The 23,072-nt window shown below is 69.1% G+C and carries 23 protein-coding genes; 15 read left to right on the forward strand and 8 right to left on the reverse strand.

The genetic code is table 11. The features are described from left to right. Window positions 1-161: 161 nt before the first annotated feature. The 13 genes from AC07NB_RS02650 to AC07NB_RS02710 all read left to right on the forward strand — a co-directional run bounded on the left by AC07NB_RS02650 (window position 162) and on the right by AC07NB_RS02710 (window position 13,481). Entirely contained in the window at window positions 162-2,579 is a 2,418-nt protein-coding gene (locus AC07NB_RS02650; RefSeq protein WP_494570829.1) for a membrane-bound PQQ-dependent dehydrogenase, glucose/quinate/shikimate family, read from the forward strand. Window positions 2,580-2,618: 39 nt separating this feature from the next. Continuing rightward, window positions 2,619-3,422 (forward strand): thiazole synthase, encoded by an 804-nt coding sequence (locus AC07NB_RS02655; protein ID WP_494570830.1) that lies wholly within the window; start codon window positions 2,619-2,621, stop codon window positions 3,420-3,422. A 327-nt stretch (window positions 3,423-3,749) separates the two neighbouring features. Further along, entirely contained in the window at window positions 3,750-4,004 is a 255-nt protein-coding gene (locus AC07NB_RS02660; RefSeq protein ID WP_494570831.1) for a hypothetical protein, read from the forward strand. A 161-nt stretch (window positions 4,005-4,165) separates the two neighbouring features. Continuing rightward, window positions 4,166-5,662, forward strand: a complete 1,497-nt coding sequence (serS, locus tag AC07NB_RS02665) for a serine--tRNA ligase (RefSeq protein ID WP_494570832.1) — start codon at window positions 4,166-4,168, stop codon at window positions 5,660-5,662. A 147-nt stretch (window positions 5,663-5,809) separates the two neighbouring features. After that, window positions 5,810-6,211, forward strand: coding sequence for a hypothetical protein (locus tag AC07NB_RS02670; RefSeq protein WP_494570833.1), 402 nt, complete (start codon window positions 5,810-5,812; stop codon window positions 6,209-6,211). A gap of 61 nt (window positions 6,212-6,272) precedes the next feature. After that, a complete protein-coding gene (gene surE, locus AC07NB_RS02675; RefSeq protein ID WP_494570834.1) occupies window positions 6,273-7,067 on the forward strand; it encodes a 5'/3'-nucleotidase SurE in 795 nt (264 codons plus the stop codon). Next, window positions 7,064-7,708 (forward strand): protein-L-isoaspartate(D-aspartate) O-methyltransferase, encoded by a 645-nt coding sequence (locus AC07NB_RS02680; protein WP_291838529.1) that lies wholly within the window; start codon window positions 7,064-7,066, stop codon window positions 7,706-7,708. The genes surE and AC07NB_RS02680 overlap by 4 nt, the downstream gene beginning before the upstream one ends. Before the next feature lie 101 nt (window positions 7,709-7,809). Further along, the gene (locus tag AC07NB_RS02685; RefSeq protein ID WP_492313186.1) at window positions 7,810-8,943 is read left to right on the forward strand and encodes a peptidoglycan DD-metalloendopeptidase family protein; all 1,134 of its coding nucleotides are present in this window, start codon (window positions 7,810-7,812) and stop codon (window positions 8,941-8,943) included. Window positions 8,944-9,062: 119 nt separating this feature from the next. Next, entirely contained in the window at window positions 9,063-9,368 is a 306-nt protein-coding gene (gene yajC / locus AC07NB_RS02690) for a preprotein translocase subunit YajC (protein WP_494570835.1), read from the forward strand. Window positions 9,369-9,399: 31 nt separating this feature from the next. Then, window positions 9,400-10,995, forward strand: a complete 1,596-nt coding sequence (secD, locus tag AC07NB_RS02695) for a protein translocase subunit SecD (protein ID WP_291836769.1) — start codon at window positions 9,400-9,402, stop codon at window positions 10,993-10,995. Further along, entirely contained in the window at window positions 10,995-11,984 is a 990-nt protein-coding gene (gene secF, locus AC07NB_RS02700) for a protein translocase subunit SecF (RefSeq protein ID WP_291836770.1), read from the forward strand. The genes secD and secF overlap by 1 nt, the downstream gene beginning before the upstream one ends. 182 nt (window positions 11,985-12,166) lie before the next feature. Beyond that, window positions 12,167-12,787: a hypothetical protein gene (locus AC07NB_RS02705; RefSeq protein WP_291836773.1), complete on the forward strand. Its 621-nt coding sequence runs from the start codon at window positions 12,167-12,169 to the stop codon at window positions 12,785-12,787. Between the two features lie 70 nt (window positions 12,788-12,857). Continuing rightward, the gene (locus tag AC07NB_RS02710) at window positions 12,858-13,481 is read left to right on the forward strand and encodes a squalene/phytoene synthase family protein (protein ID WP_492313183.1); all 624 of its coding nucleotides are present in this window, start codon (window positions 12,858-12,860) and stop codon (window positions 13,479-13,481) included. 31 nt (window positions 13,482-13,512) lie between these two features. Here AC07NB_RS02710 and AC07NB_RS02715 read toward each other — a convergent pair whose 3' ends face one another. The 3 genes from AC07NB_RS02715 to AC07NB_RS02725 all read right to left on the reverse strand — a co-directional run bounded on the left by AC07NB_RS02715 (window position 13,513) and on the right by AC07NB_RS02725 (window position 15,425). Then, window positions 13,513-13,968, reverse strand: coding sequence for a carboxymuconolactone decarboxylase family protein (locus tag AC07NB_RS02715; protein ID WP_291836776.1), 456 nt, complete (start codon window positions 13,966-13,968; stop codon window positions 13,513-13,515). A 99-nt stretch (window positions 13,969-14,067) separates the two neighbouring features. Next, the gene (locus AC07NB_RS02720) at window positions 14,068-14,535 is read right to left on the reverse strand and encodes a GNAT family N-acetyltransferase (RefSeq protein ID WP_494570836.1); all 468 of its coding nucleotides are present in this window, start codon (window positions 14,533-14,535) and stop codon (window positions 14,068-14,070) included. Then, on the reverse strand, window positions 14,532-15,425 hold the full coding sequence (locus AC07NB_RS02725) for an oxygenase MpaB family protein (RefSeq protein ID WP_494570837.1): 894 nt from the start codon (window positions 15,423-15,425) through the stop codon (window positions 14,532-14,534). The genes AC07NB_RS02720 and AC07NB_RS02725 overlap by 4 nt, the downstream gene beginning before the upstream one ends. A 74-nt stretch (window positions 15,426-15,499) precedes the next feature. Between AC07NB_RS02725 and AC07NB_RS02730 the strand changes: the two genes are divergently transcribed. Further along, on the forward strand, window positions 15,500-16,261 hold the full coding sequence (locus AC07NB_RS02730) for a hypothetical protein (RefSeq protein WP_494570838.1): 762 nt from the start codon (window positions 15,500-15,502) through the stop codon (window positions 16,259-16,261). 15 nt (window positions 16,262-16,276) lie between these two features. Here the strand turns inward: AC07NB_RS02730 and AC07NB_RS02735 are convergent, their stop codons facing one another. Together AC07NB_RS02735 and trmFO are read right to left on the reverse strand one after the other, a co-directional pair. After that, on the reverse strand, window positions 16,277-16,483 hold the full coding sequence (locus tag AC07NB_RS02735; protein WP_494570839.1) for a hypothetical protein: 207 nt from the start codon (window positions 16,481-16,483) through the stop codon (window positions 16,277-16,279). After that, window positions 16,483-17,874, reverse strand: a complete 1,392-nt coding sequence (gene trmFO, locus AC07NB_RS02740; protein WP_291836784.1) for a methylenetetrahydrofolate--tRNA-(uracil(54)-C(5))-methyltransferase (FADH(2)-oxidizing) TrmFO — start codon at window positions 17,872-17,874, stop codon at window positions 16,483-16,485. The genes AC07NB_RS02735 and trmFO overlap by 1 nt, the downstream gene beginning before the upstream one ends. A gap of 132 nt (window positions 17,875-18,006) precedes the next feature. Here trmFO and AC07NB_RS02745 point away from each other — a divergent pair, with 132 nt between their 5' ends. Next, a complete protein-coding gene (locus tag AC07NB_RS02745; protein WP_494570840.1) occupies window positions 18,007-18,831 on the forward strand; it encodes a hypothetical protein in 825 nt (274 codons plus the stop codon). A gap of 7 nt (window positions 18,832-18,838) precedes the next feature. Here the strand turns inward: AC07NB_RS02745 and uvrA are convergent, their stop codons facing one another. The 3 genes from uvrA to AC07NB_RS02760 all read right to left on the reverse strand — a co-directional run bounded on the left by uvrA (window position 18,839) and on the right by AC07NB_RS02760 (window position 22,895). After that, window positions 18,839-21,778 carry an excinuclease ABC subunit UvrA gene (gene uvrA / locus AC07NB_RS02750; RefSeq protein ID WP_494570841.1) on the reverse strand — a complete coding sequence of 980 codons (2,940 nt, stop codon included), beginning with the start codon at window positions 21,776-21,778 and terminating at the stop codon, window positions 18,839-18,841. 141 nt (window positions 21,779-21,919) lie between these two features. Next, on the reverse strand, window positions 21,920-22,399 hold the full coding sequence (locus AC07NB_RS02755; RefSeq protein ID WP_494570842.1) for a group III truncated hemoglobin: 480 nt from the start codon (window positions 22,397-22,399) through the stop codon (window positions 21,920-21,922). A gap of 52 nt (window positions 22,400-22,451) precedes the next feature. Then, window positions 22,452-22,895, reverse strand: a complete 444-nt coding sequence (locus tag AC07NB_RS02760) for a hypothetical protein (protein WP_494570843.1) — start codon at window positions 22,893-22,895, stop codon at window positions 22,452-22,454. Window positions 22,896-23,072: the final 177 nt, after the last annotated feature.

Genomic DNA, 23,072 nt, shown 5'->3' on the forward strand with positions numbered 1-23,072 from the left:
ACACATGCCGGCGGCGCGATGAAAACTGACGAAAGGCGCCGGGACCTGATGCGTGCGACGGAATGTGATCGGCGTCCATCCGGCGCGCACGGTTTTGTCCGGAACCGTACGACGGGCGAGGTGTTGCGCTCCCGAATCCCTTGCCACGCTGGAGTGTTTTCATGTCCGTCGAGCGCAAACCGGGAGGCCTCGCCGGGGGCCTGATCATGGCCCTCGGGGTCATTTTCGCCCTCATCGGCCTGACCCTGACCATCGGCGGCGGCTGGCTGATCGGACTGGGCGGCTCCTGGTACTATCTGCTCGCGGGACTGGGACTGCTGGCCAGCGGGGTCCTGCTGATCCGGCGGAGCAGGCTGGGCGCCTTCATCTATATCGGCGTCTTCGTGCTGACGGTGCTCTGGGCGCTGTGGGAGGTCGGGATCGACGGCTGGGGCCTGGTGCCGCGGGTGATCGCCCCCGCCGTGCTGCTGGCCCTCGTGCTGGCGGCGCTTCCGGCCCTGTGGCCCGGACGGGGCAAGGTCTGGGCCGCCGGCGGCGCGGTCGGCCTGGTGGCCCTGCTGATGATCGGCGGCGTCGCCTCGGCCAATGCGGCCAGGATCAATGTGCAGTCCGAGCTTCCCGCCGCGCGGGCCGTCGCCTCCAGCGATCCGGACGCCATCCCGGTGGGCGCCGACTGGCCGGCCTTCGGCGGCAGCTACCACGCCCAGCGCTATTCGCCCCTCACCCAGATCACGCCCGAGAACGTCGGGCGGCTGGAGCGGGTGTGGAGCCTGCACACCGGCGACCTGCCCGGCGACCGGCCCGGCGCGCAGAACAAATACGCCTCCGAGAACACGCCGCTGAAGGTCGGGAACACCCTCTACATCTGCACCGGCAAGAACATGGTGCTGGCCGTGGACGCCGCGACCGGACGCAACATCTGGAAGCACGACCCGCAGGTCAGCGACGACAACATCCCCTATACGGCGGCCTGCCGGGGCGTGAGCTACTACGTCGTGCCGAACGCGGCCCCGGCCGATCCCTGCGCGACGCGGATCATCTGGGGCACGCTGGACGCCCGCCTGATCGCCGTGGACGCCCGCACCGGCCAACGCTGCGCCGGCTTCGGCCGGAACGGCCAGGTCGATACGTCCGAGCATATGGGCAAGCTGATCCCGGGCATGGTCTCGATCACCTCGGCCCCGACCATCGTGCGCGGCGTCGTCGTGACCGGGCACCAGATCCTGGACGGCCAGTACCGCCAGGCGCCGTCTGGCGTGATCAAGGGCTTCGACGCCGTCACCGGCCAGCTGCGCTGGGCCTGGGACATGATGCGACCGGACATCGCCACCACCCCGCCGGAAGGCCAGATTTACACCCTGGGCACGCCCAACATGTGGACCACGGCCTCGGGCGACGAGCGGCTGGGGCTGGTCTATCTGCCGCTGGGCTCGACCGCCGCCGACTATGTCAGCGCCGACCGCACCGGACCGCAGCTGGACTACGCCACCTCGCTGGTCGCGCTGGACGTGACGACCGGCAAGCCGCGCTGGAATTTCCAGACCGTGCACCACGACGTCTGGGACTACGACCTGGGCTCGCAGGCGACGCTGGTGGACTTCCCGACGGCGGCGGGCGCGGTCCCGGCGGTCGTGCTGCCGTCCAAGCAGGGCGACATCTATGTGCTGAACCGGGCCACCGGCCAGCCGCTCACACCGGTGAACAACATCACCGTGCCCCGTGGCGGCGTGGAGCCGCAGATGCGCACCCCGACCCAGCGGACCAGCGGCTATCACACCCTGCGCCGCGAGCACGACCTGAACGAGCGCCAGATGTGGGGCATGTCGCCGATCGACCAGATGATCTGCCGCATCCAGTTCCGCAGCGCCGCCTATGAGGGCTTCTACACCCCGCCGACGGCCGACCGGCGCTACATCCAGTATCCCGGCTACAACGGCGGCTCGGACTGGGGCGGCGTCGCCATCGATCCGGCGCGCGGCGTCATCGTGGCCAACTACAACGACATGCCCAACTACAACCGGCTGGTGCCCCGTGCCGAGGCGGACCGTCGCGGCTGGGTCCCGCGCGGCGAACCCAACGCCCGCAAGGGTGGGGCCGAGGGCGCGGGCGACCCCCAGGCGGGCGCCCCCTATGCGATCAGCGTCAACGCCGGCTGGCGGATGCCCTTCACCGGCCTGCTGTGCAAGGAGCCCCCGTATGGCGGCATCCGCGCCATCGACCTGCGCACGGGCCGGACCATCTGGGACCGTCCGCTCGGCCAGGCGACCAAGAACGGGCCGTTCGGCATCCCGTCCATGCTGCCCATAGAGATCGGCACCCCCAACAACGGCGGCGCGGTCGTGACGGCGGGCGGCGTCATCTTCGTGGCGGCGGCGACGGACGACCTGATCCGCGCCATCGACCTGAAGACGGGCAAGACCCTGTGGACCGACAAGCTGCCGGGCGGCGGCCAGGCGGGGCCGATGGTCTATGAGGTCGGCGGCCGCCAGTTCCTGGTCATCGCGCCGGGCGGGCACCACTTCATGGAGACGCCGGTGTCAGACGAAGTGATCGCCTACGCGCTGCCGCGAGGCGCGTAAGGGTTCAAACGGTGTCTTTGAAGGCGTAGGGACGGGGACATGAACGCTCATGTCCCCGTTTCCGCATCCGCCGCGACCGACAGCTGGACCGTCGCCGGCCGGACCTTCAACAGCCGCCTGATCGTCGGCACCGGCAAGTACAAGACCTATCAGGAGAACGCCGACGCGGCCGAAGCCGCCGGCGCCGAGATCGTCACCGTGGCGGTGCGCCGGGTGAACCTGACCGATCCGAACCAGCCTATGCTGGTCGACTATGTGAAGCCCGACCGCTTCACCTTCCTGCCCAACACCGCCGGCTGCTTCACCGGCGAGGACGCGGTGCGGACCCTGCGCCTGGCGCGCGAGGCGGGTGGCTGGGATCTGGTCAAGCTGGAGGTGCTGAGCGACACCGCCCACCTGTATCCGGACATGATCGAGACCCTGCGGGCGCTGGACCTGCTGGTGAAGGACGGCTTCCAGGTCATGGTCTACTGCACCGACGACGTGGTCATGGCCCGGCGGCTGGAGGAGGCGGGGGCCGCCGCCATCATGCCCGCCGCCGCCCCGATCGGCTCGGGCCTCGGCATCCAGAACCGGGTCAACGTCCGCCTGATCGTCGAGCAGGCCAAGGTGCCGGTGCTGGTCGACGCGGGCGTGGGCACGCCGTCAGACGCCGTCCTGGCCATGGAGCTGGGCTGCGACGCCGTGCTGATGAACACCGCCATCGCCGGCGCCGGCGATCCGATCCTGATGGCGTCGGCCATGAAGCACGCCGTCATCGCCGGCCGTCAGGGCTATCTCGCTGGGCGCATGCCCCGGCGCATGTACGCCAGCGCCAGCTCGCCGCTGTCGGGGCTGATCTAGGATCGGTCTTCCTTCTTCCGGTGGGAGAAGGTGGCGGGGCGGAGCCCCGTCGGATGAGGGTCGACTGGTGCAGTCCGGCCCAAGCCGGCCGCCCGGAACAGCGGTGCGGCTCATCGCCGGATGCTGGCGGTCGGCCCTCACCCTTTCGCGCAAGAACGACGCTGCGCGCCGTGCGCTCAAGCCCTCTCCCATCGCGAGAGGGAAGCGACTGCCGCGTCCCCACGTCCAATCCTGACGCATGGTCGTGTCATCCTTTCGGACATGGCCCGCGAAGTTCTGATCCCGAAAGACGGCCCTCCCGACATCCGGGCGATCCATCGCTTCGCCATGAGCAGGACCGCCACGGCTCGCCGTCAGGGCGACGCCCGCACGATCCGTCTGTGGCGCCGCCTCGCCGTCAAAGCCCTGCGCGCCCTGCGCTTCGCCGCCCGCATCGAGGCCGGACGGGTGCACGACGATCCGCCCTCTTCGCACCCGCTTTTTTCCGATGCGCCGGAAAAAGTTCGGGCGACGCTCACTCCGGCCTTCGCGCCCCATCCTGACCGCCGTCGGACCTTCCGCGAGGGGCGAAGACGACGATGAAGCGGCGTTTGAACCCTCATAGTGATCGCCATCGTCATTCCGGCCCCGCGCATCAGTCGATGCGCGGCTTCCGCGCGCCCGGGATGACGATGGCGCCAGGGAGTTGGCGGAATCCCCGCCGCCCGCTAGAGCATCGCTCTTCCTCCCAAGAGTTCAGAGCCATGCACGACATCCGCGCCATCCGTGACAATCCCGCCGCCTTCGTGAGCGGCTGGTCGTCGCGCGGGGTCGAGGAGGCCGACGGGCTGGTGGCCGACCTGCTGCGCCTCGACGGCGAGCTGCGCGCCGCCCAGACGACGGCGCAGGAGGGGCTGACCAAGCGCAACGCCGCCTCCAAGCTGATCGGCGCCGCGATGGCCAAGAAGGACATGGCCGAGGCCGACCGGCTGAAGGCCGAGGTCGAGGCCCTGAAGGCCGACATCGCCGCCGCCGAGGCTGTCGAGGCGAGCGTCGGCAAGGAGCTGCGCGACCTGCTGGCGGGCCTGAAGAACCTGGCCGCCGACGAGGTCCCGGACGGCGAGGACGAGGCGGGCAATGTCGAGGTCAGCCGCTGGGGTACGCCCCGCGCCGGCGGCCCGGCCAAGGATCACGCCGATCTCGGCGAGGCCCTGGGCCTGCTGGACTTCGAGGCCGCCGCCAGAATGAGCGGTTCGCGCTTCGCCGTGCTGAAGGGTCAATTGGCGCGGCTGGAACGGGCCGTAGGCCAGTTCATGCTCGACTTCCAGACGGACCGGAACGGCTATCTGGAAGTGAACCCGCCGTATCTGGTTCGCGACGAGGCGATGTTCGGGACGGGGCAGCTTCCGAAATTTAAGGAAGATCTTTTTGCTGCTGTGCAGTTGGCCTCGCCGACGGATCAACAAGATGAAGTCGCTCTGAACTCGCCGGATTGGTGGCGGGGCTGGCTTGGCGTCGACCTTTCGAAAGAAACTCTGGACCACTTCACGGCGACGATCCTGAGCGCCATGGAACAACACGAACTTTCCCCGGGTGTGCTGGCTTCGATGGTCAGTTCGGCACCGGGAAGCGAGCAGATTGCTAATCAGCGCTGGCTCATCCCCACTGCTGAAGTCTCCCTGACCAACCTCGTCCGCGAGCAGATCCTGCCCGAGGCCGAGTTGGCGACCCCAATCCGCATGACCGCCCTGACGCCCTGCTTCCGCGCCGAGGCGGGCTCCGCCGGGCGCGACACGCGCGGCCTGATCCGCCAGCACCAGTTCCACAAGGTCGAGCTGGTCTCCATCACCCGGCCCGAGGACTCCGACGCCGAGCACGAGCGGATGGTCGGTTGCGCCGAGGCCATCCTGCAGGCGCTGGAGCTGCCCTACCGCAAGATGCTGCTGTGCAAGGGCGACATGGGCTTCTCGGCCCGCAAGACCTACGACCTCGAGGTCTGGCTGCCGTCGCAGGACACCTATCGCGAGATCAGCTCCTGCTCGAACTGCGGCGACTTCCAGGCCCGGCGCATGGACGCCCGCTTCAAGCGCGACGGCGAGAAGAAGACCGAGTTCGTCCACACCCTGAACGGCTCCGGCCTGGCGGTCGGCCGCACCCTGGTGGCGATCATGGAGAACTACCAGCAGGCCGACGGCTCGATCCGGGTCCCCGACGTTCTGGTCCCCTACATGGGCGGGCTGACGCAGGTCGGCGGGGCCTGAACACCCGGACGCTCCGGTAAGGCGGGGAGCCCCCGGCGGCGTCAGGCATTGCGCAGGGAGCGGAGCGGCGGCGTCATCAGGACGTCGCGCGGCTCCGGTCCATTGTCCGGTCTCCGCCCCCCGGAGACGCGCCACAGGAACGAAACGATGCGAACCCTCTCCCTCCTGGCCCCCGCCGCCCTGATTCTGGTCCTGGGCGCCTGCGCCTCGACGCCTGGCGGCGTCACCCCGCCGCCCGCCGGCTTCGACGCCTCGGCCACCCAGTTCGAGGGCTGGGCCCGCGTCGACGACGGCGAGATCCGGCTCTACGCCCGGGAGCGCGACCTGACCCAGGGCTTCCCGACCGACTGCGTCAGCGCCGTCCTGCCGCGCAACGCCCAGCGCGCGGCCGCCGACCTGAACGGGGCCAAGGTCCGGCTGTTCGGTCGCACCGCCGCCTGGGCCGGCCGCGACGGCGCCCAGACGATGCAGTGGCAGGGTTCGCGCCTCGTCAACAACTGCCGCCGCGACACGGTCATCCTGGCCGACCGCGTGGAAGTCATCCAGTAGCGGGACCCCGCCGGATTTTTCGAGTGCGCCGGTCGGGTCTTCGCATTAGGTCAGACCGATCATGAGAATCCTGCTGACCAACGACGACGGAATCGAGGCCGAGGGCCTCGAATGCCTGGAACGGATCGCGCGGACCCTGTCCGATGACATCTGGGTGTGCGCGCCCGCCGTCGAGCAGTCGGGCAAGGGGCGGGGCATCACCCTGACCGAGCCGCTGCGGGTCAACCGGCTGGGCCCGCAGCGCTTCGCCGTGACGGGGACGCCGACCGACTGCGTCGTGCTGGCGGTCAACGACCTGATGCCGGAGAAGCCGGACCTGGTACTGTCGGGCGTCAACCGCGGCCACAACGTCGGCGAGGACTGCTCCTATTCGGGCACGGTCGCCGGGGCGCTGCAGGGCATGGCCTTCGGCATCCGCTCCATCGCCCTGTCCCAGTCGCTGGAGCGCTTCCACGACGAGGTCACCGCCCACTGGGAGACGGCCGAGGCCTACGCCCCCGCCATCATCAGCCGCCTGCTGGCCCAGCCGTGGCAGGCGGGGGTGGTGATGAACCTCAACTTCCCGGCCCGCGCGCCCGAGGCCGTGGCCGAAATCGAGGTCACCCGCCAGGGCTTCCGCGACATCGGCGAGATGCATGCGGTGCGCCGCACCGACCTGCGCGGCCGCGACTACTACTGGATGAGCTTCCGGGGCACGAAGCACGACCATCCGGACGGCACCGACCTGAAGGCGATGGACGACGGCAAGATCTCGGTCACGCCTCTGCACATCGACCTGACCCACATGGCCAGCCTGCACGACCTGAGGGGCGTACTGGGCGGGGTTCCGCCCAAGACGGTCGTGGCGGCCGAATGAACCTGAAGGACGACCGCGCCGGACGCCTGATCCTCGGTCTGCGGCAGCAGGGGGTGACGGAGCCGCGCGTGCTGCAGGCGATGGAGTCCATCGACCGGGCCGTCTTCGTGCACGAGAAGTTCCTCGACCAGGCCTGGGAGGACCAGGCCCTGCCGATCGACTGCGCCCAGACCATCAGCCAGCCCTTCATCGTCGGTCTGATGACCCAGGCGCTGGACGTGCAGCTGCGGCACCGGGTGCTGGAGATCGGCACCGGCAGCGGCTATCAGGCCGCGGTGCTGAGCCGGCTGGCGCGCTACGTCTATTCGGTCGAGCGTTATCGCAGCCTGCTGACCGAGGCCGAGGCGCGGCTGCGGACGCTGGACATCGACAACGTCATCACCCGCCACGGCGACGGCGGCCTGGGCTGGCCCGAACAGGCGCCCTTCGACCGGATCATGGTCACGGCCGCGGCCCCCGGCGAGCCGACCGAACTGCTGAAGCAGCTGAAGCCCGGCGGCATCCTGGTCTGCCCCGTGGGCCGCAGTTCGGTGCAGATGCTGCACCGCTACGTCGGCCAGCCCGACGGCAGCTTCCGTCGCGAAAGCCTGACCGAAGTGCGGTTCGTGCCGCTGGTCGAGGGGACGGCCAAGGAGGGGTGATTACGGCTCCGGCAAGCTTTGGTTAACCTTCCCGCCCAACTTTGGCGCGGTTTTCCGGGTCTGTTCGGATGACAGGCTGGGCGCAGAAGCGGAGCGGGCGAATGAATCGAATGGGCGGCGGATTCCGCATCCTGATGGCGCTGGGGGCGATGAGCCTGCTGGCGGCCTGTTCCAGCTATCCCGCCGAACCGCGCTATTCGATCTACGCCGACCAGCCGAACGGCCCGCCCGCGCCGCCGCCGTCGGGCCCTGTCTATCCGACCCGGCCGCAGCCGACCGGGGAGGGCGTGCGCGGCCCGACCGATCCGGCCCGCGAGGCGCCGCCGCCGCGCGGCGCGCCCGTCGAGGCCATCGAGGGCGGCGCCCTGGATGCGCCGACGGCGACCGGCCCCCGGCCCTATGACGCGCCGACCCGGCCCTATACCGGGGTCCCGGAGGCGACCCCCAACGGCTCGCGCCCCGCGGCCGGCCCAGCTTCGGAAGGCTTCGCCAGCCCGCCGCCGCCCGCCCGGGGCGCGCCCACGGCCGGCGCCGCCTACGAGATCCAGCCCGGCGACACCATCTCCGGCATCGGCCGCCGCTTCCAGACCCCGGTGCAGTCGCTGATCGACCTGAACGGCCTGGGGCCGCGCGCCGCCATTACGCCGGGCCAGCGCATCATCCTGCCCGCCGGGGCCGTGGACATCGGCGGCGACCCCTATGCGACCGGTCCGTCGCCCTTCGGCGTCACCGTTCCGGAGGAGACCGCGCCTCCGCCGCCCCCGCCGCCTCCGCCGTCCTCGACCCTGCCGCCGCCGCGCCAGCCCGCGGCGACCGCGCCCCCGGCCGCCGCGGCGCCCGCCGGGAACGCGGGCCTCGACTGGCCGGTGCGCGGCGACGTGCTGCGCCGCTTCGGACCGGTGGGCATGGGCGAGCGCAACAACGGAGTGAACATCGGCGCCGCGGCGGGAACCGAGGTCCGCGCCTCGGCCGCCGGACGGGTCGGCTATGTCGGCGACGACCTGGTCGGGCAGGGGCTGACGGTTCTGATCGTCCACCGCGACGGCTGGCGCACGGTCTACGGCCACCTGGGCTCGGCCGTGGTCCGCGACGGCGACGAGGTCACCGCCGGACAGCAGATCGGCACGGTCGGCACGACCGCCGGCGACGGCCGTCCCTCGATCCATTTCGAGACCTGGCGGGTTCGCGGCGACCAGCCCACGGCCGTCGACCCGCTTACCGTGTTGCCGCGATAACCCAACCTATGCGGCGCGCGCTCGCGCCGCGTTGCAAAGTGTGACGACGCGCCCTAGGTTCCGCGCCTCATTTTCAGGGGCTGCGCCAAGGGCGCGCCCGGCGCTTCTCGGAGAACAAAGTGCAGGAAATCCTGGCCGGCCCCGCCGGAACGTTCGTCTTCATCGTTCCGATGATCGTGCTGTTCTACTTCCTGATGATCCGCCCGCAGCAGCAACAGATGAAGCGGCACAAGACGATGATCGAGGCGGTCAAGCGCGGCGACACCGTCACCCTGTCGAACGGAATGATCGGCAAGGTCACGCGCGTCGAGAACGATGAAGCCATGGTCGAGATCGCCCAGGGCGTGAACGTCCGCGTGATCAAGTCCATGATCGCCGACGTGCGCAACCGCACCGCGGTCGCCGCCAACGACGCCAAGGCCTGATCGGTCTCCTGAAAGGTTCGGGACAGCCCGCATGATCCATCTGTCGCGCTGGAAGGTCATCCTTCTCGCCCTGTCCGTCGTCTTCGGCCTGCTGTTCGCGGCGCCCAACATGCTGAGCCCGGCCCAGCGTGACGCGCTGCCGGGCTGGCTGCCGAAGAGCATCCTGAACCTGGGTCTCGACCTGCAGGGCGGTTCGTACCTGCTGCTGGAGGTCGATGTGCCGGCCATGCGCGCCGCGCGGCTGAACAACCTGGCCGAGGACGCCCGCACCGTGCTGGCCGAAGCCAGCATCGGCGTCAGCACCATCTCCCGCCAGAGCGACGGCGTCATCGTCACCCTGGCGGATCCGTCGCAGATGGAACAGGCGCAGGCGGCCATGCGCGCCCTGGTCGTCAACAGCCCGACCGGCACGGACCGCCTGGTCCAGCGTCAAGGCTCCGACCGTCTTCGCTACGCCTTCACCGAAGCGACGATGAACTCCATGGCGTCCGACGCCGTGACCCAGTCGATCGAAGTCGTGCGCCGCCGTCTGGACAGCACCGGCACCAAGGAAATCTCCATCACCCGCCAGGGCGCGGACCGCATCGTGGTCCAGGCTCCGGGCCAGAGCGACCCGGCCGAGCTGGAACGCCTGATCGGCCAGACCGCCCAACTGACCTTCCAGATGGTCGACGTCGAGAACTCGATCCAGGAGGCGCTGAACGGTTCGGTGCCGCCGGATTCCGAAGTTCTCCCTGGCGCTGACCCGCGCGGGCCCGCCTTCTACCTTGTGAAGCGCCGCATCCTGGTCTCGGGCGAGAACCTGACCAAGGCCGAGGTCACGCAGGACCAGAACCAGCGCACCGCCATCGGCTTCCGCTTCGACGGCGCCGGCGCCCGTCGCTTCGGCGAGGCGACCGCGGCCAACATCGGCAAGCCCTTTGCCATCATCCTGGACGGCAAGGTCATTTCGGCGCCGTCGATCCGCAGCGCCATCACCGGCGGCTCCGGCGTCATCGAAGGCAACTATTCGATCCAGGAAGCCTCCGAGATGGTCAACCTGCTGAACGGCGGCGCCCTGCCGGCTCCGCTGAAGGTCGAGGAGCGCCGGACCGTGTCGGCCGAACTGGGCGAGGACGCCGTGTCGGCGGGCGCCCTGTCGACGGCCATCGGCTTCGGCATCATCGTGCTGTTCATGATCCTGGCCTACGGAATGCTGTTCGGCGGCATCTCGGTCATCGGCCTGGTGCTGAACGGCCTGCTGATCGTGGCGTGTATGAGTCTTGTCGGCGCCGCCCTGACCCTGCCGGGCATCGCGGGCCTGATCCTGACCTTCGCCGTGGCCGTCGACGCCAACGTGCTGATCTATGAGCGGATGCGCGACGAGGCCCGGGCGGGCCGCAGCGTCATCGCCTCGATGGACGCCGGCTTCTCCAAGGCCATGGCCACCATCATCGACGCCAACGTCACCACCCTGGTGGCCGCGGCGATCATGTTCGTCTTCGGCGCCGGCCCCGTTCGCGGCTTCGCCTGGACGCTGGGCATCGGGGTGTTCACCTCGGTCCTGTCGTCCGTGCTGGTGGCCCAGGTGCTGCTGGCGTTCTGGCTGAAGACGGCCAAGCCCAAAAAACTGCCGATCGCGGAGTGATGGCGATGCGTGGATGGCCTCTCATCAAACTGCTGCCGCAGAAGACGAATTTCCACTTCGTGAAGTACGCCCGCTATGCGGCCTTCCTGTCGGTGATCCTGTGCGTCGCCTCGATCGTCGCCTGCTTCGTTCCCGGCCTGAACATGGGCATCGACTTCCGGGGCGGCGCCTCGCTGGAAGTGTCCAAGCCGGCCGGCCAGGTCGTCAACCTGGAAGAGGTTCGCGGCGCGGTCAGCGGCCTGGACCTCGGTGACGTCGGCGTGCAGGGCATCGCCCGGCGCGACAACAACATCGACGACGGCTCCACCGCCATCGTGCGCTTCCAGGTGCCGGACGGCCGCGACCAGACCGTCGTGGTGAACCAGGTCGAGGCCGCCATCACCCAGGCGACCGGCGAGGTCACCTATTCGGGCGTCAGCGTCGTCGGCTCCAAGGTGTCGGGCGAACTGTTCCAGTCCGGCCTGCTGGCGCTGGGTTCCGCCATCGTCCTGATGTTCCTCTACATCTGGTTCCGCTTCGAGCCGCAGTTCGGCTTCGGCGCGGTCGCCGGCCTGCTGCACGACGTGGTCCTGACCTTCGGCCTGATCGTGGTGTTCAAGCTGGAATTCAGCCTGACCATGGTGGCCGCGATCCTGACCGTCATCGGCTATTCGATGAACGACACCGTCGTCGTGTTCGACCGTCTTCGCGAGAACCTGCGCAAGTACAAGACCATGCCGCTGCGCGACGTGATCGACCTGTCGCTGAACGAGACCCTGTCGCGGACGATCATCACCGGCGTGACCGCGGTCATGGTGCTCGCGGCCCTGGCGGTCTTTGGCGGCGAAGCCCTGTTCGGCTTCTCCATCGCCCTGATGTTCGGGATCATCATCGGCACCTATTCGTCGATCTATGTCGGCGCGCCGATCATCCTGCTGTGGGGCGTGAAGCGCGGCGGCGCCGCCGACGACGCCAAGCCGATCAAGCTGGGCATGGCCTCGCGCCCGTAATCCGGAAGGTTCTCCCTCCCCTCGTGGGGAGGGTGGACCGCGTAGCGGGACGGGTGGGGGAACCGAGCGCTCGGATGCGGACCCCACCCTGTCGTCGCTGACGCGCCGACATCCCTCCCCATGAAGGGGAGGGAGGGGTACGGTGCCGCTTCAACGATTCTCGCCCGGGGAGGGGCGACGACATGGGCAAGCTGCTTTCCAACTTCCGCACCACCATCCTGCTGAGCCTCGCGCTGGCGGCGGTCATGATCTTCGCCTTCGGCCGCACCGCGCCGGGCGGCTTCGATCTCGGCTTCTGGCAGGCCACGTTCCGCTGGGCGCACCTGGCGTCGGGCATCCTGTGGATCGGCCTGCTGTACTATTTCAACTTCGTCCAGATCCGGGTCATGCCGGCGATCCCGGCGGAGCTGAAGCCGGCCATCGGCAAGCATATCGCGCCCGAGGCCCTGTTCTGGTTCCGCTGGGCGGCGCTGGCGACGGTCGTCTTCGGCCTGGCGGTGATGTTCACCCGCGGCCACGCCTACGCCATGGAAGTGCTGAGCTTCGGCTTCGCCGGCGGCCTGACGGAAGACCAGAAGGGCTTCACCCTGATGGGCGTCGGCGTGTGGCTGGCCATCGTCATGTTCCTGAACGTCTGGGGCGTGATCTGGCCGAACCAGAAGCGCGCCCTGGGCATCGTCGTGGTCGATGACGCCGCCAAGGCCAAGGCCGCCCGCATCGCCATGCTGGGCAGCCGCACCAACCTGCTTCTGTCGCTGCCGATGCTGACGGCGATGGCCATGTACCAGACCCTGTTCGGCTGATCCGCCGAACCGATCGCAATGCGGGGCCGGGGAGGGCGACCTTCCCGGCCTTCCGCGTTATGGGGAGCCGATGACTGTCCTCGAAGCCCAGGTCCGCGACGCCGACACCGACCGCTGGCTGTCCAGCCGGTTCGTGGCCGATGCGCAGGCCCGCGCCGACCTGATCGTGCTGTACGCTTTCGAGGCCGAGCTGATGGCCATCCCCACCCGGGTCACCCAGCCGCTGCTGGCCGAGATGCGCTACGCCTGGTGGCGCGAGCAGATGGACGGGGTCTTCGCCGGAACCGCCCGCAAGGGCCATCCGGTGCTGGAGGCCCTGACCGACATGGTCGCCCGTCACGACCTGCCGCGCGCCCCGTTCGACGGCCTGATCGAGGCGCATATCGGCCGGGTGCACGGCGAGCCCCACGATCTGGACGCCTTCTACGTCGGCCCGATGCAGCTGGCGGCGCGGATGCTGGCGGGACCGGGTCTGGACGAGGCGGTGGCGGACGCCGGCCGCGTGCGCGGCCTGAGCCAGACAGGGCGCCGCGATGAGGCCGGAGCGCTGAAGACCGCCGCCAACCGGGCCCTGAAAGGCCTGCCCGTGGCCGCCTTCCCGGCGGTCGCGCCCGCCGCCCTGGCCGACCCTGAGGCGCCCGAGGCGGCGAAGCGGTTGAGGCTGGTCTGGGCCGCGCTGAGAGGCCGGATCTAGGCCGCGCAGGCGACAGGGAGCTGGCCCGGGATCAGAACCAGGGCGCGCCCGCCGGATGATGCAGGGTGGCGTTCAGGCGGTTGAAGAAGTTGGTCGTGGCGATCCACAGGACGATGCCCGCCAGCGCCGGCTCGTCGAAATGGGCCTTGGCCGCGTCCCAGACGTCGTCCGGCACGCCGACGGAATTGTCGGCCAGGCGGGTGGCGGCTTCGGCAAGGGCCAGGGCCGCGCGCTCGGCGTCGGTGAAGTAGGGAGTCTCGCGCCAGGCCGAGACGGTGTCGAGCCGCTCGTCGGTCTCGCCGGCCTTGCGCATCTCCTTCGCGCCGGAGGCGACGCAGGCCGAGCAACCATTGATCTGGCTGGCGCGCAGATGGACCAGGTGCAGAACGGTGACCGGGGCGCCCGACTGATGGGCCGAGGCGTAGAGGGTCTGCACGGCCTTCTGGGCGTCGGGCAGCATGGCGAGCAGGGTACGGGAAAGGCGCATGTCGGGGCTCCATAAGGACGACCGCCCTGCGCCCTCATGGCGTCAGATCCGTCCGTCATCAGGGAGACGAGACGGGCCCGCCGGATGTGACATGCCCCGCTACAAATCGAGATGCAGGAACTGGTTGAAGTCGGTGGCGGCATAGCCGCCGAAGGCCGGACCGTCCGCGAACCCGCGCCGCCGGTAGAGGACGAGGGCCGGGTCGAAGGCCGGGCCGGAGCCGGTCTCCAGGCTGAGGCGGGACAGGCCGCGCGCCTTCGCCTCGGCGATGATGTGATCCAGCAGGGCCGCCGCCACGCCCTGACGCAGGTGATCCGGATGGGTGCGCATCGACTTCAGCTCGCCCTGTCCGCCGGGATGTGTCTTCAGGGCCCCGATGCCCGCGATGGCGTTGTCGCGCCACACGCTCCAGACCGTGATGTCAGGTCCGCTCAGCCCCGATAGGTCCAGAGCGTGAACCGACTCCGGCGGCGAATAGGCCTGCATGCCCTTCAGATGCAGCGCCAGCAGGTCGCGGGTCGGCGCCCCCGTCAGATCGTCGATGCGGATACTAAACGCGGCGGTCATGGGTAGCTCAGCACCTCCGGCGGATGGACCGTCGTATTGGGCGAACCGCGGAAGGCCCAGCGGATGAAGCGGGCGGTGGACAGGGCGCTCGCGCGGGTCAGGAGCCGGGGCGGGCCGAAGGGGCGCTCGTGCATGGCCTGGGCCCAGTCCGGCAGAAGGTCGAGACCCGCCTGCATGATCACGCCCGCAGCGGCGTCGACGGCGGGGGAGCCGACCCGCTGACGCATCACCATCCGCGCCACCTCGCGCGTGCGGGCGTCGGCGCGCAGCTGGGGGCGATAGCTGCGGATCAGGGCTTCGGCCTCGGCGCGGCTGCGGGGGATGGGGTCTGCGTGCAGGGCTTCGGCGATCCTCGCGGTCTCGGCGAAATAGGCGTCCTGATCCGACATCGGCATGTCCGGCTCGGCGTAGCGGATCCAGGCGTCGAGGAAGCTGATGGTCTCGGTGACATGGACCCAGGCCAGCAGGGCCGGGTCGGAGACGCGATAGGGCGTGCCGTCGGGCAGAACGCCCGCCAGCTTGGCGTGGATGCGGTTGACCTTGTCGATGGCGGCCTGGCCCCGCTCGGCATGGTCATAGGTGGTGGTGGCGATGAATTTGGCCGTCCGCCTCAGGCGGCCGTGCATGTCGGCGCGGAAGTCGGAATGGTCCCAAACCCCGGCCAGCACCGCCGGGTGCAGCATCTGCAGCAGCAGGCCCGAGACGCCGCCGATCATCATGGTCACCACGTCGCCGTTGACTCGGGCCGCCACGCAGTCCGGCGGGAACAGGGCGTCGGCCCGGCGCAGCACGGGCCGCTCACCCTTGTCGGCGTCATTGAAGACATCGGTGATCTTCTGGCGGATGGCGCGGCGAACCGAGTCGAAAGATGAGCGAGCCTGGGGAGTCATGCCTGTCCGGGGGTGTCGAGTTGATGCAGGGTAGACGTGATGTCATCGCTTCGCGACGGTCCAAGGGGGAGGAAATGAAAGCATCTGCAAGACTGGCGGCGTTGACGGCCGCCGCCCTGGCCGCCTCCGCCCCGGCTCAGGCGCAGGACGCCGATGGCTGGGACATTTTCGTCGACGCCGCGAATGACACCGTCAGCGCCAGCGTCGAATACGCTTCTGGCGCGGCCATTCTCGTGCAGTGCCAGGCGGGCGTCCTGATCACCGGGATCGCGGGCACGCCGCTGTCAAACGCCGCGTCGCGTCGCGCCATTCTCACGAGGGGGGACGTATTTTCCCCCAACACCGAATGGGACCTCTCGGCCGAGAGCGGCTCCGCCGTCAGTCAGGACCCCCGCATCCCACGCTTCCTCCGGATGGGTGGTCCGGTGACCCTGGAATCGATGGAGGGCGATCCCGCGCCGTTCAGGATGGCTTTCGCCCTTCCCGCATCGGGCGCCGCGGTGGATCAGGTGCTGAACGCGTGCAACGCGCCCCTGACCCGCGACCGGGACCGGCTGCTGGACGCCGCAGGTCTCGTGCTTGCGCCTCCTGAGGTCGAGATGCCGGAGGCTGCCATGCGGGAGGATGGGGGCGCGCAGACGGTGTACGTGAGCTGTCTGATCAGAAACGGTCGGCTGACCGGGTGTCTTTCGGAGCGCCAGCGACCGCTGAATCGGAGGGCCGGAACCTCTACGGCCCGCAGCGCCGACGGAACCCGGGTGCAGGTCAGCGATCGGGCGGCCGCGGAGGGCAGACGGTTCGACTTCGTCCTTACGGGCGCCCGGATCGGACGCTGACCCGGGACGCGCCGGTCAGGCCTGACCGGCGGCCGGCCCCAGCAGGGCGATCTTCTTGTCCAGGCGGGCGACCTCGTCCTCCAGCCGGGCCTGTTCGGACGCCATGTCGACGGGCGAGCCGTCTTCGTATTTCAGCTGCGCGCCCTGGGCGATCAGGTCGAGGCGGTAGATCAGGGTGACGCGGCGGTCGGTCAGGCGTTCAAGCTCGGTCGGGTCCGCCATCAGCCCGCGTCCCGCCAGGCCTTGAGGGCCTCCAGGCCGCGGATGCTCATCAGCCGCTTCTTGGCGCGCCCGCGCTCCTTGGGATGGATGCGCTTGCCGTCTTCATCGACCTTGGGCGCCTCCAGCGGGGGCAGCAGTCCATAGTTGATGTTCATCGGCTGGAACTTCGAACCCTCGAGGTGGCCGCCGGTGATGTGCTCGACCAGGGCGCCCATCGCCGTTTCCGGCGGCGGGGCCGACAGGTCGCGACCGAGCGCCTGGGCGGCGGCGAGGCGGCCGGTGAGCAGACCCATGGCGGCGCTCTCGACATAGCCCTCGACACCCGTCACCTGGCCGGCGAAGCGCAGTCGCGGCATGGATTTCAGGCGCAGCTGCTTGTCCAGAAGCTGCGGGCTGTTGAGGTAGGTGTTGCGGTGCAGGCCGCCCAGACGCGCGAACTGGGCGTTCTGCAGGCCCGGGATCATGCGGAAGGTCTCGGCCTGGGCGCCGTGCTTCAGCTTGGTCTGGAAGCCGACCATGTTGAACAGGGTGCCCAGCGCGTTGTCCTGGCGCAGCTGGACGATGGCGTGGGCCTTGACGGTCGGGTTGCGCGGATTGGTCAGGCCGACGGGCTTCATCGGGCCGTGGCGAAGGGTCTCGCGGCCGCGCTCGGCCATGACCTCGATGGGCAGGCAGCCGTCGAAATAGGGGACGTTCTCCCATTCCTTGAACTCGGCCTTGGGTCCGTCCAGCAGGGCGTCGATGAAGGCGTCGTACTGGGCCTTGTCCATCGGGCAGTTGACGTAGGCGGCGGCGTCGCCGCCCGGGCCTTCCTTGTCATAGCGCGACTGACGCCAGGCGATGTCGAAGTCGATCGAGTCGGCGTGGATGATGGGCGCGATGGCGTCGAAGAAGCTGAGGCTCTCCTCGCCGGTGGCCTTCAGGATGGCGTCAGCCAGGGCGGGCGAGGTCAGGGGGCCGGTGGCGACGATGACATTGTCCCACGCCTCCGGCGGCAGGCCGGCGATCTCCTCGCGCACGACGGTGACCAGCGGATGGGCCTGCAGCTTCGCGGTCACGGCCTGGGAGAAGCCGTCGCGATCGACCGCCAGGGCGCCGCCGGCGGGCACCTGATGGGCGTCGCCGCAGCTCATGATGATCGAATCCAGCGCCCGCATCTCGGCGTGCAGCAGGCCGACGGCGTTGAACTCCCAATCGTCCGAACGGAAGGAGTTGGAGCAGACCAGCTCGGCCAGGCCGTCCGTGTGGTGGGCGTCGGTCTTCACGCCGGGGACGCCGCGCATCTCGTGCAGGATGACGGGCACGCCCGCGTTGGCGATCTGCCAGGCGGCTTCCGAACCGGCGAGGCCGCCGCCGATGACGTGGACGGGAGAGGGGGAGGTGGAGCTCATGAGCGGGGTTCTAGCCCGCCCCGCCGGGTACGCCAGTGCTTTATGGCCGCGGCGGGGATTTCGCCGGGAGCCTTGCGCCGGAGGGGCGGCTGGACGCATGAAGCGGGCATGAGCACCGAGCGGAGTCGCCCCATGACCGTTTCAGCCACCGAGGCGACCTTCGAAGGCTTCCGCGTGACGCGTCACAATCCGGGTGTGATCCTGATCTGGGCTGCGGTCTGGCTGGTCGGTCTGATCGCCGCGGCGGTCGCGACCTTCCCGATGCTGTCTCCCTGGACGCCGGAGATGACGACAGCGAACGGCGACATATCCAAACTGTCCGCGCCCGCCTTGGCGGCGATCAGCAACGCCGGCTACGCCGTCCTGCCGGTCGTGCTGCTGATCCAGACCGTGCTGATGCCGGCGTTGTACCGGGCGGTGCTGCGTCCGGAGCCCAAAGGCTTCGGCTACCTCCGGTTCGGGTCCGACGAACTGCGCATGTTCCTGGTCGCCCTCGGCCTCGGGGCCGTGTCCGTGCTGCTCAATCTGATCAGTTCCGGGCTTGAGACCGCCGCCGCCCAGACGATGGGCGCGGTCGGCGCCCTGGTCGTGTCGATGGCCGTGTTCGCCACCTCGATCGCGATCACCGTGCGGCTGTCGCTGGTGGCGCCGATCACCCTGCTGCGCGGCAAGATCTCGTTCGTCGAGGGCTGGCACGTGTCCGCCCGCTGGTTCTGGCCGCTTCTGGGCATCACCGTGCTGTCGATGACGATGGCGGCCATCGTGGTCATCCTGCTGCTGATGATCGGCCTGCCGTTGCAACAGGCCGTCACCGGCGGGGCGAGCGCGGTCACCCCGCTGTCCACGATCAGCTTCCTGCTCCTGCTGCTGCTGATCCCGCTGGGCGCCACATTGGTGACCACGATCCTGTGGGCGCCTTATGCGGCCATGTGCCGGAACCTGCCGCCACGGGACTGACCGGGGATCAGGCCCGCGCCTTCGCCCGGGCCGGCTTCTTCTCCGCCGTCGAGACAAGGCCCGCCACGCGCGCCTTGCGGCGCTGTTCGTGCCGGTCCAGCACCTCCTTGAGGTATTTGCCGGTCCAGCTGGCGGGATTGGCCGCGACCTGTTCGGGGGTGCCGACCGCGACGATCTCGCCACCGCCGTCGCCCCCCTCGGGCCCGAAGTCCAGCAGCCAGTCGGCGACCTTGATGACATCCAGGTTGTGCTCGATCACGACGATGGTGTTGCCGTTCTCGACCAGTTCCTGAAGCACCTCCAGCAGCTTGCGGGTGTCCTCGAAATGCAGGCCCGTGGTGGGCTCGTCGAGGATGTAGAGCGTCTTGCCGGTGGCCCGCTTGCTGAGCTCCTTGGACAGCTTGACCCGCTGGGCCTCGCCGCCGGACAGGGTGGTCGCCGACTGGCCGACCTTGACGTAGCCTAGGCCGACCCGCTCCAGCGTCAGCATCTTGTCGCGGATAGAGGGCACGGCGGTGAAGAAGCGGGCGGCTTCCTCGACCGTCATGTCCAGCACATCCGAGATGGACTTGCCCTTGAACACGATCTCCAGCGTCTCGCGGTTGTAGCGCTTGCCGTGACACACATCGCAGGTGACGTAGACGTCCGGCAGGAAGTGCATCTCGATCTTGATCAGGCCGTCGCCCTGACAGGCTTCGCAGCGGCCGCCCTTCACATTGAAGGAGAACCGGCCGGGACCGTAGCCGCGGGCCTTGGACTCCGGCAGACCGGCGTACCAGTCGCGGATGGGGCCGAAGGCGCCGGTGTAGGTGGCCGGGTTCGAGCGCGGGGTGCGGCCGATGGGCGACTGGTCGATGTCGATGACCTTGTCGAACAGCTCCAGTCCCTCGATCCGGTCGAAGGGAGCCGGGGCGTCGGACGCATTGTGCAGGCGGCGCGCGGCGGCCTTGTACAGGGTCTCGATCGTGAAGGTCGACTTGCCGCCGCCGGACACGCCGGTGACGCAGGTGAACAGGCCGCCGGGGATCTCGCCGGTGACGTTCTTCAGATTGTTGCCGGTGGCGCCGCTGATCTTCAGCATCTTCTTGCGGTCGACCGGACGGCGGCCGTCGACCGGCAGTTCGATCTCGCGCTCGCCGGTCAGGTATTTGCCGGTCAGGGAGTTCGGATTGGCCATGACGTCGGCGGGCGTGCCCTCGGCGCAGACCTGGCCGCCGTGGACGCCGGCCGCGGGGCCCATGTCGATGACGTAGTCGGCGGTCAGGATCGCCTCTTCGTCATGCTCGACCACCAGGACCGAATTGCCCAGGTCGCGAAGCCCCCTGAGGCTTTCCAGCAGGCGAGTGTTGTCGCGCTGGTGCAGGCCGATGGAGGGTTCGTCCAGCACGTAGAGGACGCCGGTCAGGCCCGAACCGATCTGCGAGGCCAGGCGGATGCGCTGGCTCTCGCCGCCGGACAGGGTGCCCGAGGCCCGCGAGAGGCTGAGGTAGTCCAGGCCGACGTTGTTCAGGAACCGCAGGCGATCCGAGATTTCCTTCAGGATGCGGCGGCCGATCTCCAGCTGCTTTTCGGTCAGCTGGTCGGGCAGGGCGCTGACCCACTCGTAGGCCTTCTTGATCGACAGCCAGGACACCTCGGCGATGTCCTCGCCGGCGACCTTGACCGCCAGGGCCTCGGGCTTCAGGCGCTTGCCGCCGCAGGCCTCGCACGGGGTCTCGGACTGGAACCGGCCCAGCTCCTCGCGCACCCAGGCCGAGTCCGTCTCGCGCCAGCGCCGCTCCAGGTTCGGCAGAACGCCTTCGAAGGCCTTGGAGGTCTCGTACTTCCGGGCGTTGTCGTCGTAGGTGAATTTGATCTTCTCGCCGCCCGAGCCGTGCAGGATCACGGTCTGGGCCTTGCCCGGCAGCTCGCGCCACGGTTTGTCCATCGAGAAGCCGTAGTGGGTCGACAGCGACTGCAGCGTCTGGGTGTAGAGGGGCGAGGGACCGCGCGACCAGGGGGCGACGGCCCCGCCGTGCAGGGTCTTGTCCTTGTCCGGCACCACCATGTCGGCGTCGAAGGCCAGCTTGACGCCCAGGCCGTCGCAGACCGGGCAAGCGCCGAAGGGATTATTGAACGAGAACAGCCGCGGCTCGATCTCGCTGATGGTGAAGCCCGAGACCGGGCAGGCGAACTTCTCGGAGAAGGTGATGCGCCGCGGGCCGGTCTCGCCTTCCATGGTGTTGGCCCATTCGGCCACGGCGATGCCTTCGGCCAGGCCCAGCGCGGTCTGCAGGCTGTCGGCGTAGCGGCTCTCAAGCCCCTGTTTGGTGACGATGCGGTCCACGACGATGTCGATGTCGTGCTTGAACTTCTTGTCCAGCGCCGGGGCGTCCTCAATGGCGTAGAACTCGCCGTCGATCTTCACGCGCTGGAAGCCCGAGCGCTGCCACTCGGCCATCTCCTTCTTGTACTCGCCCTTGCGGCCACGAACGACCGGAGCCAGCAGCAGGATGCGCTCGCCATCGGCCAGCGCCGTCAGCTTGTCGACCATCATGGAGATGGTCTGGCTCTCGATCGGCAGGCCGGTGGCGGGCGAATAGGGCACGCCGACCCGCGCCCACAGCAGGCGCATGTAGTCGTGGATCTCGGTCACCGTGCCGACCGTCGAGCGCGGGTTCTTGGAGGTCGTCTTCTGCTCGATGGAGATGGCCGGCGACAGGCCCTCGATCAGGTCCACGTCGGGCTTGCCCATCAGCTCCAGGAACTGGCGGGCGTAGGCGCTGAGCGACTCGACGTAGCGGCGCTGACCCTCGGCGTAGATGGTGTCGAAGGCGAGCGAGCTTTTGCCCGAGCCGGACAGGCCGGTCATGACCACCAGCTTCTCGCGCGGAATGTCGAGATCGACGCCCTTGAGATTGTGTTCGCGCGCGCCGCGCACGCGGATGAAGTTGTGCTTTTCGGTCATGGAATCCGGGAACGCGGAGAGGGCCGGGCAGGGTCCGGCGCGACAACGCTATATGGGGGATGTTTCGCTGAGATCAGCAAGAACATTATAGGAACTGGCGGCCGCCGGCGCCAGACTGCTGACAGCAGGTGGCAGCAGTCCTCAATCCCGGGGCGTCCACGGCCGTCGGTAGCGCTCGCCGGACCCCAGCAGGACGCTGTTCGCATTGGCCACGCCCAGCTCCAGGCTTTCGGCGATCCGGCGCGCCCGTTCCATGAAGTGGGCGGCTGCGACGGGCGGGCAGACCTCCCGCGTCGTCTCCTCGAACAGGGCCAGCCAGCGGTCAAAATGCGTCGCATCGATGGGCAGGGGCAGGTGCTTCGGCATCGGGCGGCCCTGATAGACGCCGGTCGACAGCGCCACCGACGACCAGAACAGCTTCATCTGCGCCAGGTGCGGGCCCCAGTCCTCGACCCGCGCGGCGAAGACTGGGCCGATCAGGGCGTCGTCGCGGACCTTGCCGTAGAAGGTCTCCACCAGCCGGTCGATCATGGCCTCGTCGATGCCGGTCTCGGCGCGAATGCGGTCCGTCGCGGCCTTGCGGCGGGCGGCGAAGGCTTCAGCGGTGTCGGCGTGGGTCATGGCGATCCTCTAGGCCGCCCGAGCCGGCCCGGCCAGACCGTGCGACCCCGCGTCAGTCGGCGATCAGGAAGTCGCCGGCGTTGAACGTCAGGACGCAGCGGGGATCGCCGCCGGACGCATCGACCGAGCAATAGTCGACCCCGACCAGGTTTTTCTGGACCCGGGCGGTCGAGCGGGCGCTGCGACCGTCCTGGGCGAAGCCGGTTCCCATCGCCGCGCTGTGCGGACCCAGGGCGTCATAGAAGCTCCGGGCGAGGGGGCCGGTGCAGGTGAACAGCAGCAGTTCCTCGCCGCCGTCGATCACCTGCCGGTAGGCGCCTGAGCCCGCCGCCTGGCGAATGCACTCGGCGTAGAGGCGGGCGTGGGGTCCGGTGGGCTGTTCCGCGAGCGGGGCGTAGTCGGGCGAGACCGGAGGAACGGCGTCCGGCGTCGAATGAGCACAGGCGGCGGCCGAGAGCAGGGTCGCGGCGACGGCGAGGCGGGCGAAAAGACGCATGGAAGGTCCTCCAGGCCCCCAGCCTTTCACGGTCTCGTCAGCGCCGCCAGAGCGGAAAGGGGTTGCGTGCGGGGCTCCGGGCGCCCATCCTCTTGGCTTCGAGTGAGTTCACTGGAGGCCCGACGATCATGATCAGCACGCTGGAAATCGGTTTCGCCCTTTCCGCTCCTCTGCTGC

It is taken from the genome of Brevundimonas sp. GW821-FHT09G01 (assembly GCF_059416065.1).

Bases quoted from the DNA above. Each gene is read 5' to 3' on its own strand.
- AC07NB_RS02715 (WP_291836776.1), bottom strand. From the start codon at position 13,968: ATGCGCCTTTCCCGTACCCTGCTCGCCATGCTGCCCGACGCCCAGAAG.
- AC07NB_RS02755 (WP_494570842.1), bottom strand. From the start codon at position 22,399: ATGACCCACGCCGACACCGCTGAAGCCTTCGCCGCCCGCCGCAAGGCC.
- AC07NB_RS02760 (WP_494570843.1), bottom strand. From the start codon at position 22,895: ATGCGTCTTTTCGCCCGCCTCGCCGTCGCCGCGACCCTGCTCTCGGCC.
- AC07NB_RS02720 (WP_494570836.1), bottom strand. From the start codon at position 14,535: ATGACCGCCGCGTTTAGTATCCGCATCGACGATCTGACGGGGGCGCCG.
- AC07NB_RS02710 (WP_492313183.1), top strand. From the start codon at position 12,858: ATGACTGTCCTCGAAGCCCAGGTCCGCGACGCCGACACCGACCGCTGG.
- serS (WP_494570832.1), top strand. From the start codon at position 4,166: ATGCACGACATCCGCGCCATCCGTGACAATCCCGCCGCCTTCGTGAGC.
- AC07NB_RS02650 (WP_494570829.1), top strand. From the start codon at position 162: ATGTCCGTCGAGCGCAAACCGGGAGGCCTCGCCGGGGGCCTGATCATG.
- AC07NB_RS02670 (WP_494570833.1), top strand. From the start codon at position 5,810: ATGCGAACCCTCTCCCTCCTGGCCCCCGCCGCCCTGATTCTGGTCCTG.
- AC07NB_RS02705 (WP_291836773.1), top strand. From the start codon at position 12,167: ATGGGCAAGCTGCTTTCCAACTTCCGCACCACCATCCTGCTGAGCCTC.
- AC07NB_RS02725 (WP_494570837.1), bottom strand. From the start codon at position 15,425: ATGACTCCCCAGGCTCGCTCATCTTTCGACTCGGTTCGCCGCGCCATC.
- AC07NB_RS02680 (WP_291838529.1), top strand. From the start codon at position 7,064: ATGAACCTGAAGGACGACCGCGCCGGACGCCTGATCCTCGGTCTGCGG.
- AC07NB_RS02685 (WP_492313186.1), top strand. From the start codon at position 7,810: ATGAATCGAATGGGCGGCGGATTCCGCATCCTGATGGCGCTGGGGGCG.
- uvrA (WP_494570841.1), bottom strand. From the start codon at position 21,778: ATGACCGAAAAGCACAACTTCATCCGCGTGCGCGGCGCGCGCGAACAC.
- AC07NB_RS02735 (WP_494570839.1), bottom strand. From the start codon at position 16,483: ATGGCGGACCCGACCGAGCTTGAACGCCTGACCGACCGCCGCGTCACC.
- AC07NB_RS02655 (WP_494570830.1), top strand. From the start codon at position 2,619: ATGAACGCTCATGTCCCCGTTTCCGCATCCGCCGCGACCGACAGCTGG.
- secF (WP_291836770.1), top strand. From the start codon at position 10,995: ATGGCGATGCGTGGATGGCCTCTCATCAAACTGCTGCCGCAGAAGACG.
- secD (WP_291836769.1), top strand. From the start codon at position 9,400: ATGATCCATCTGTCGCGCTGGAAGGTCATCCTTCTCGCCCTGTCCGTC.
- AC07NB_RS02660 (WP_494570831.1), top strand. From the start codon at position 3,750: ATGAGCAGGACCGCCACGGCTCGCCGTCAGGGCGACGCCCGCACGATC.
- trmFO (WP_291836784.1), bottom strand. From the start codon at position 17,874: ATGAGCTCCACCTCCCCCTCTCCCGTCCACGTCATCGGCGGCGGCCTC.
- AC07NB_RS02730 (WP_494570838.1), top strand. From the start codon at position 15,500: ATGAAAGCATCTGCAAGACTGGCGGCGTTGACGGCCGCCGCCCTGGCC.
- AC07NB_RS02745 (WP_494570840.1), top strand. From the start codon at position 18,007: ATGACCGTTTCAGCCACCGAGGCGACCTTCGAAGGCTTCCGCGTGACG.
- surE (WP_494570834.1), top strand. From the start codon at position 6,273: ATGAGAATCCTGCTGACCAACGACGACGGAATCGAGGCCGAGGGCCTC.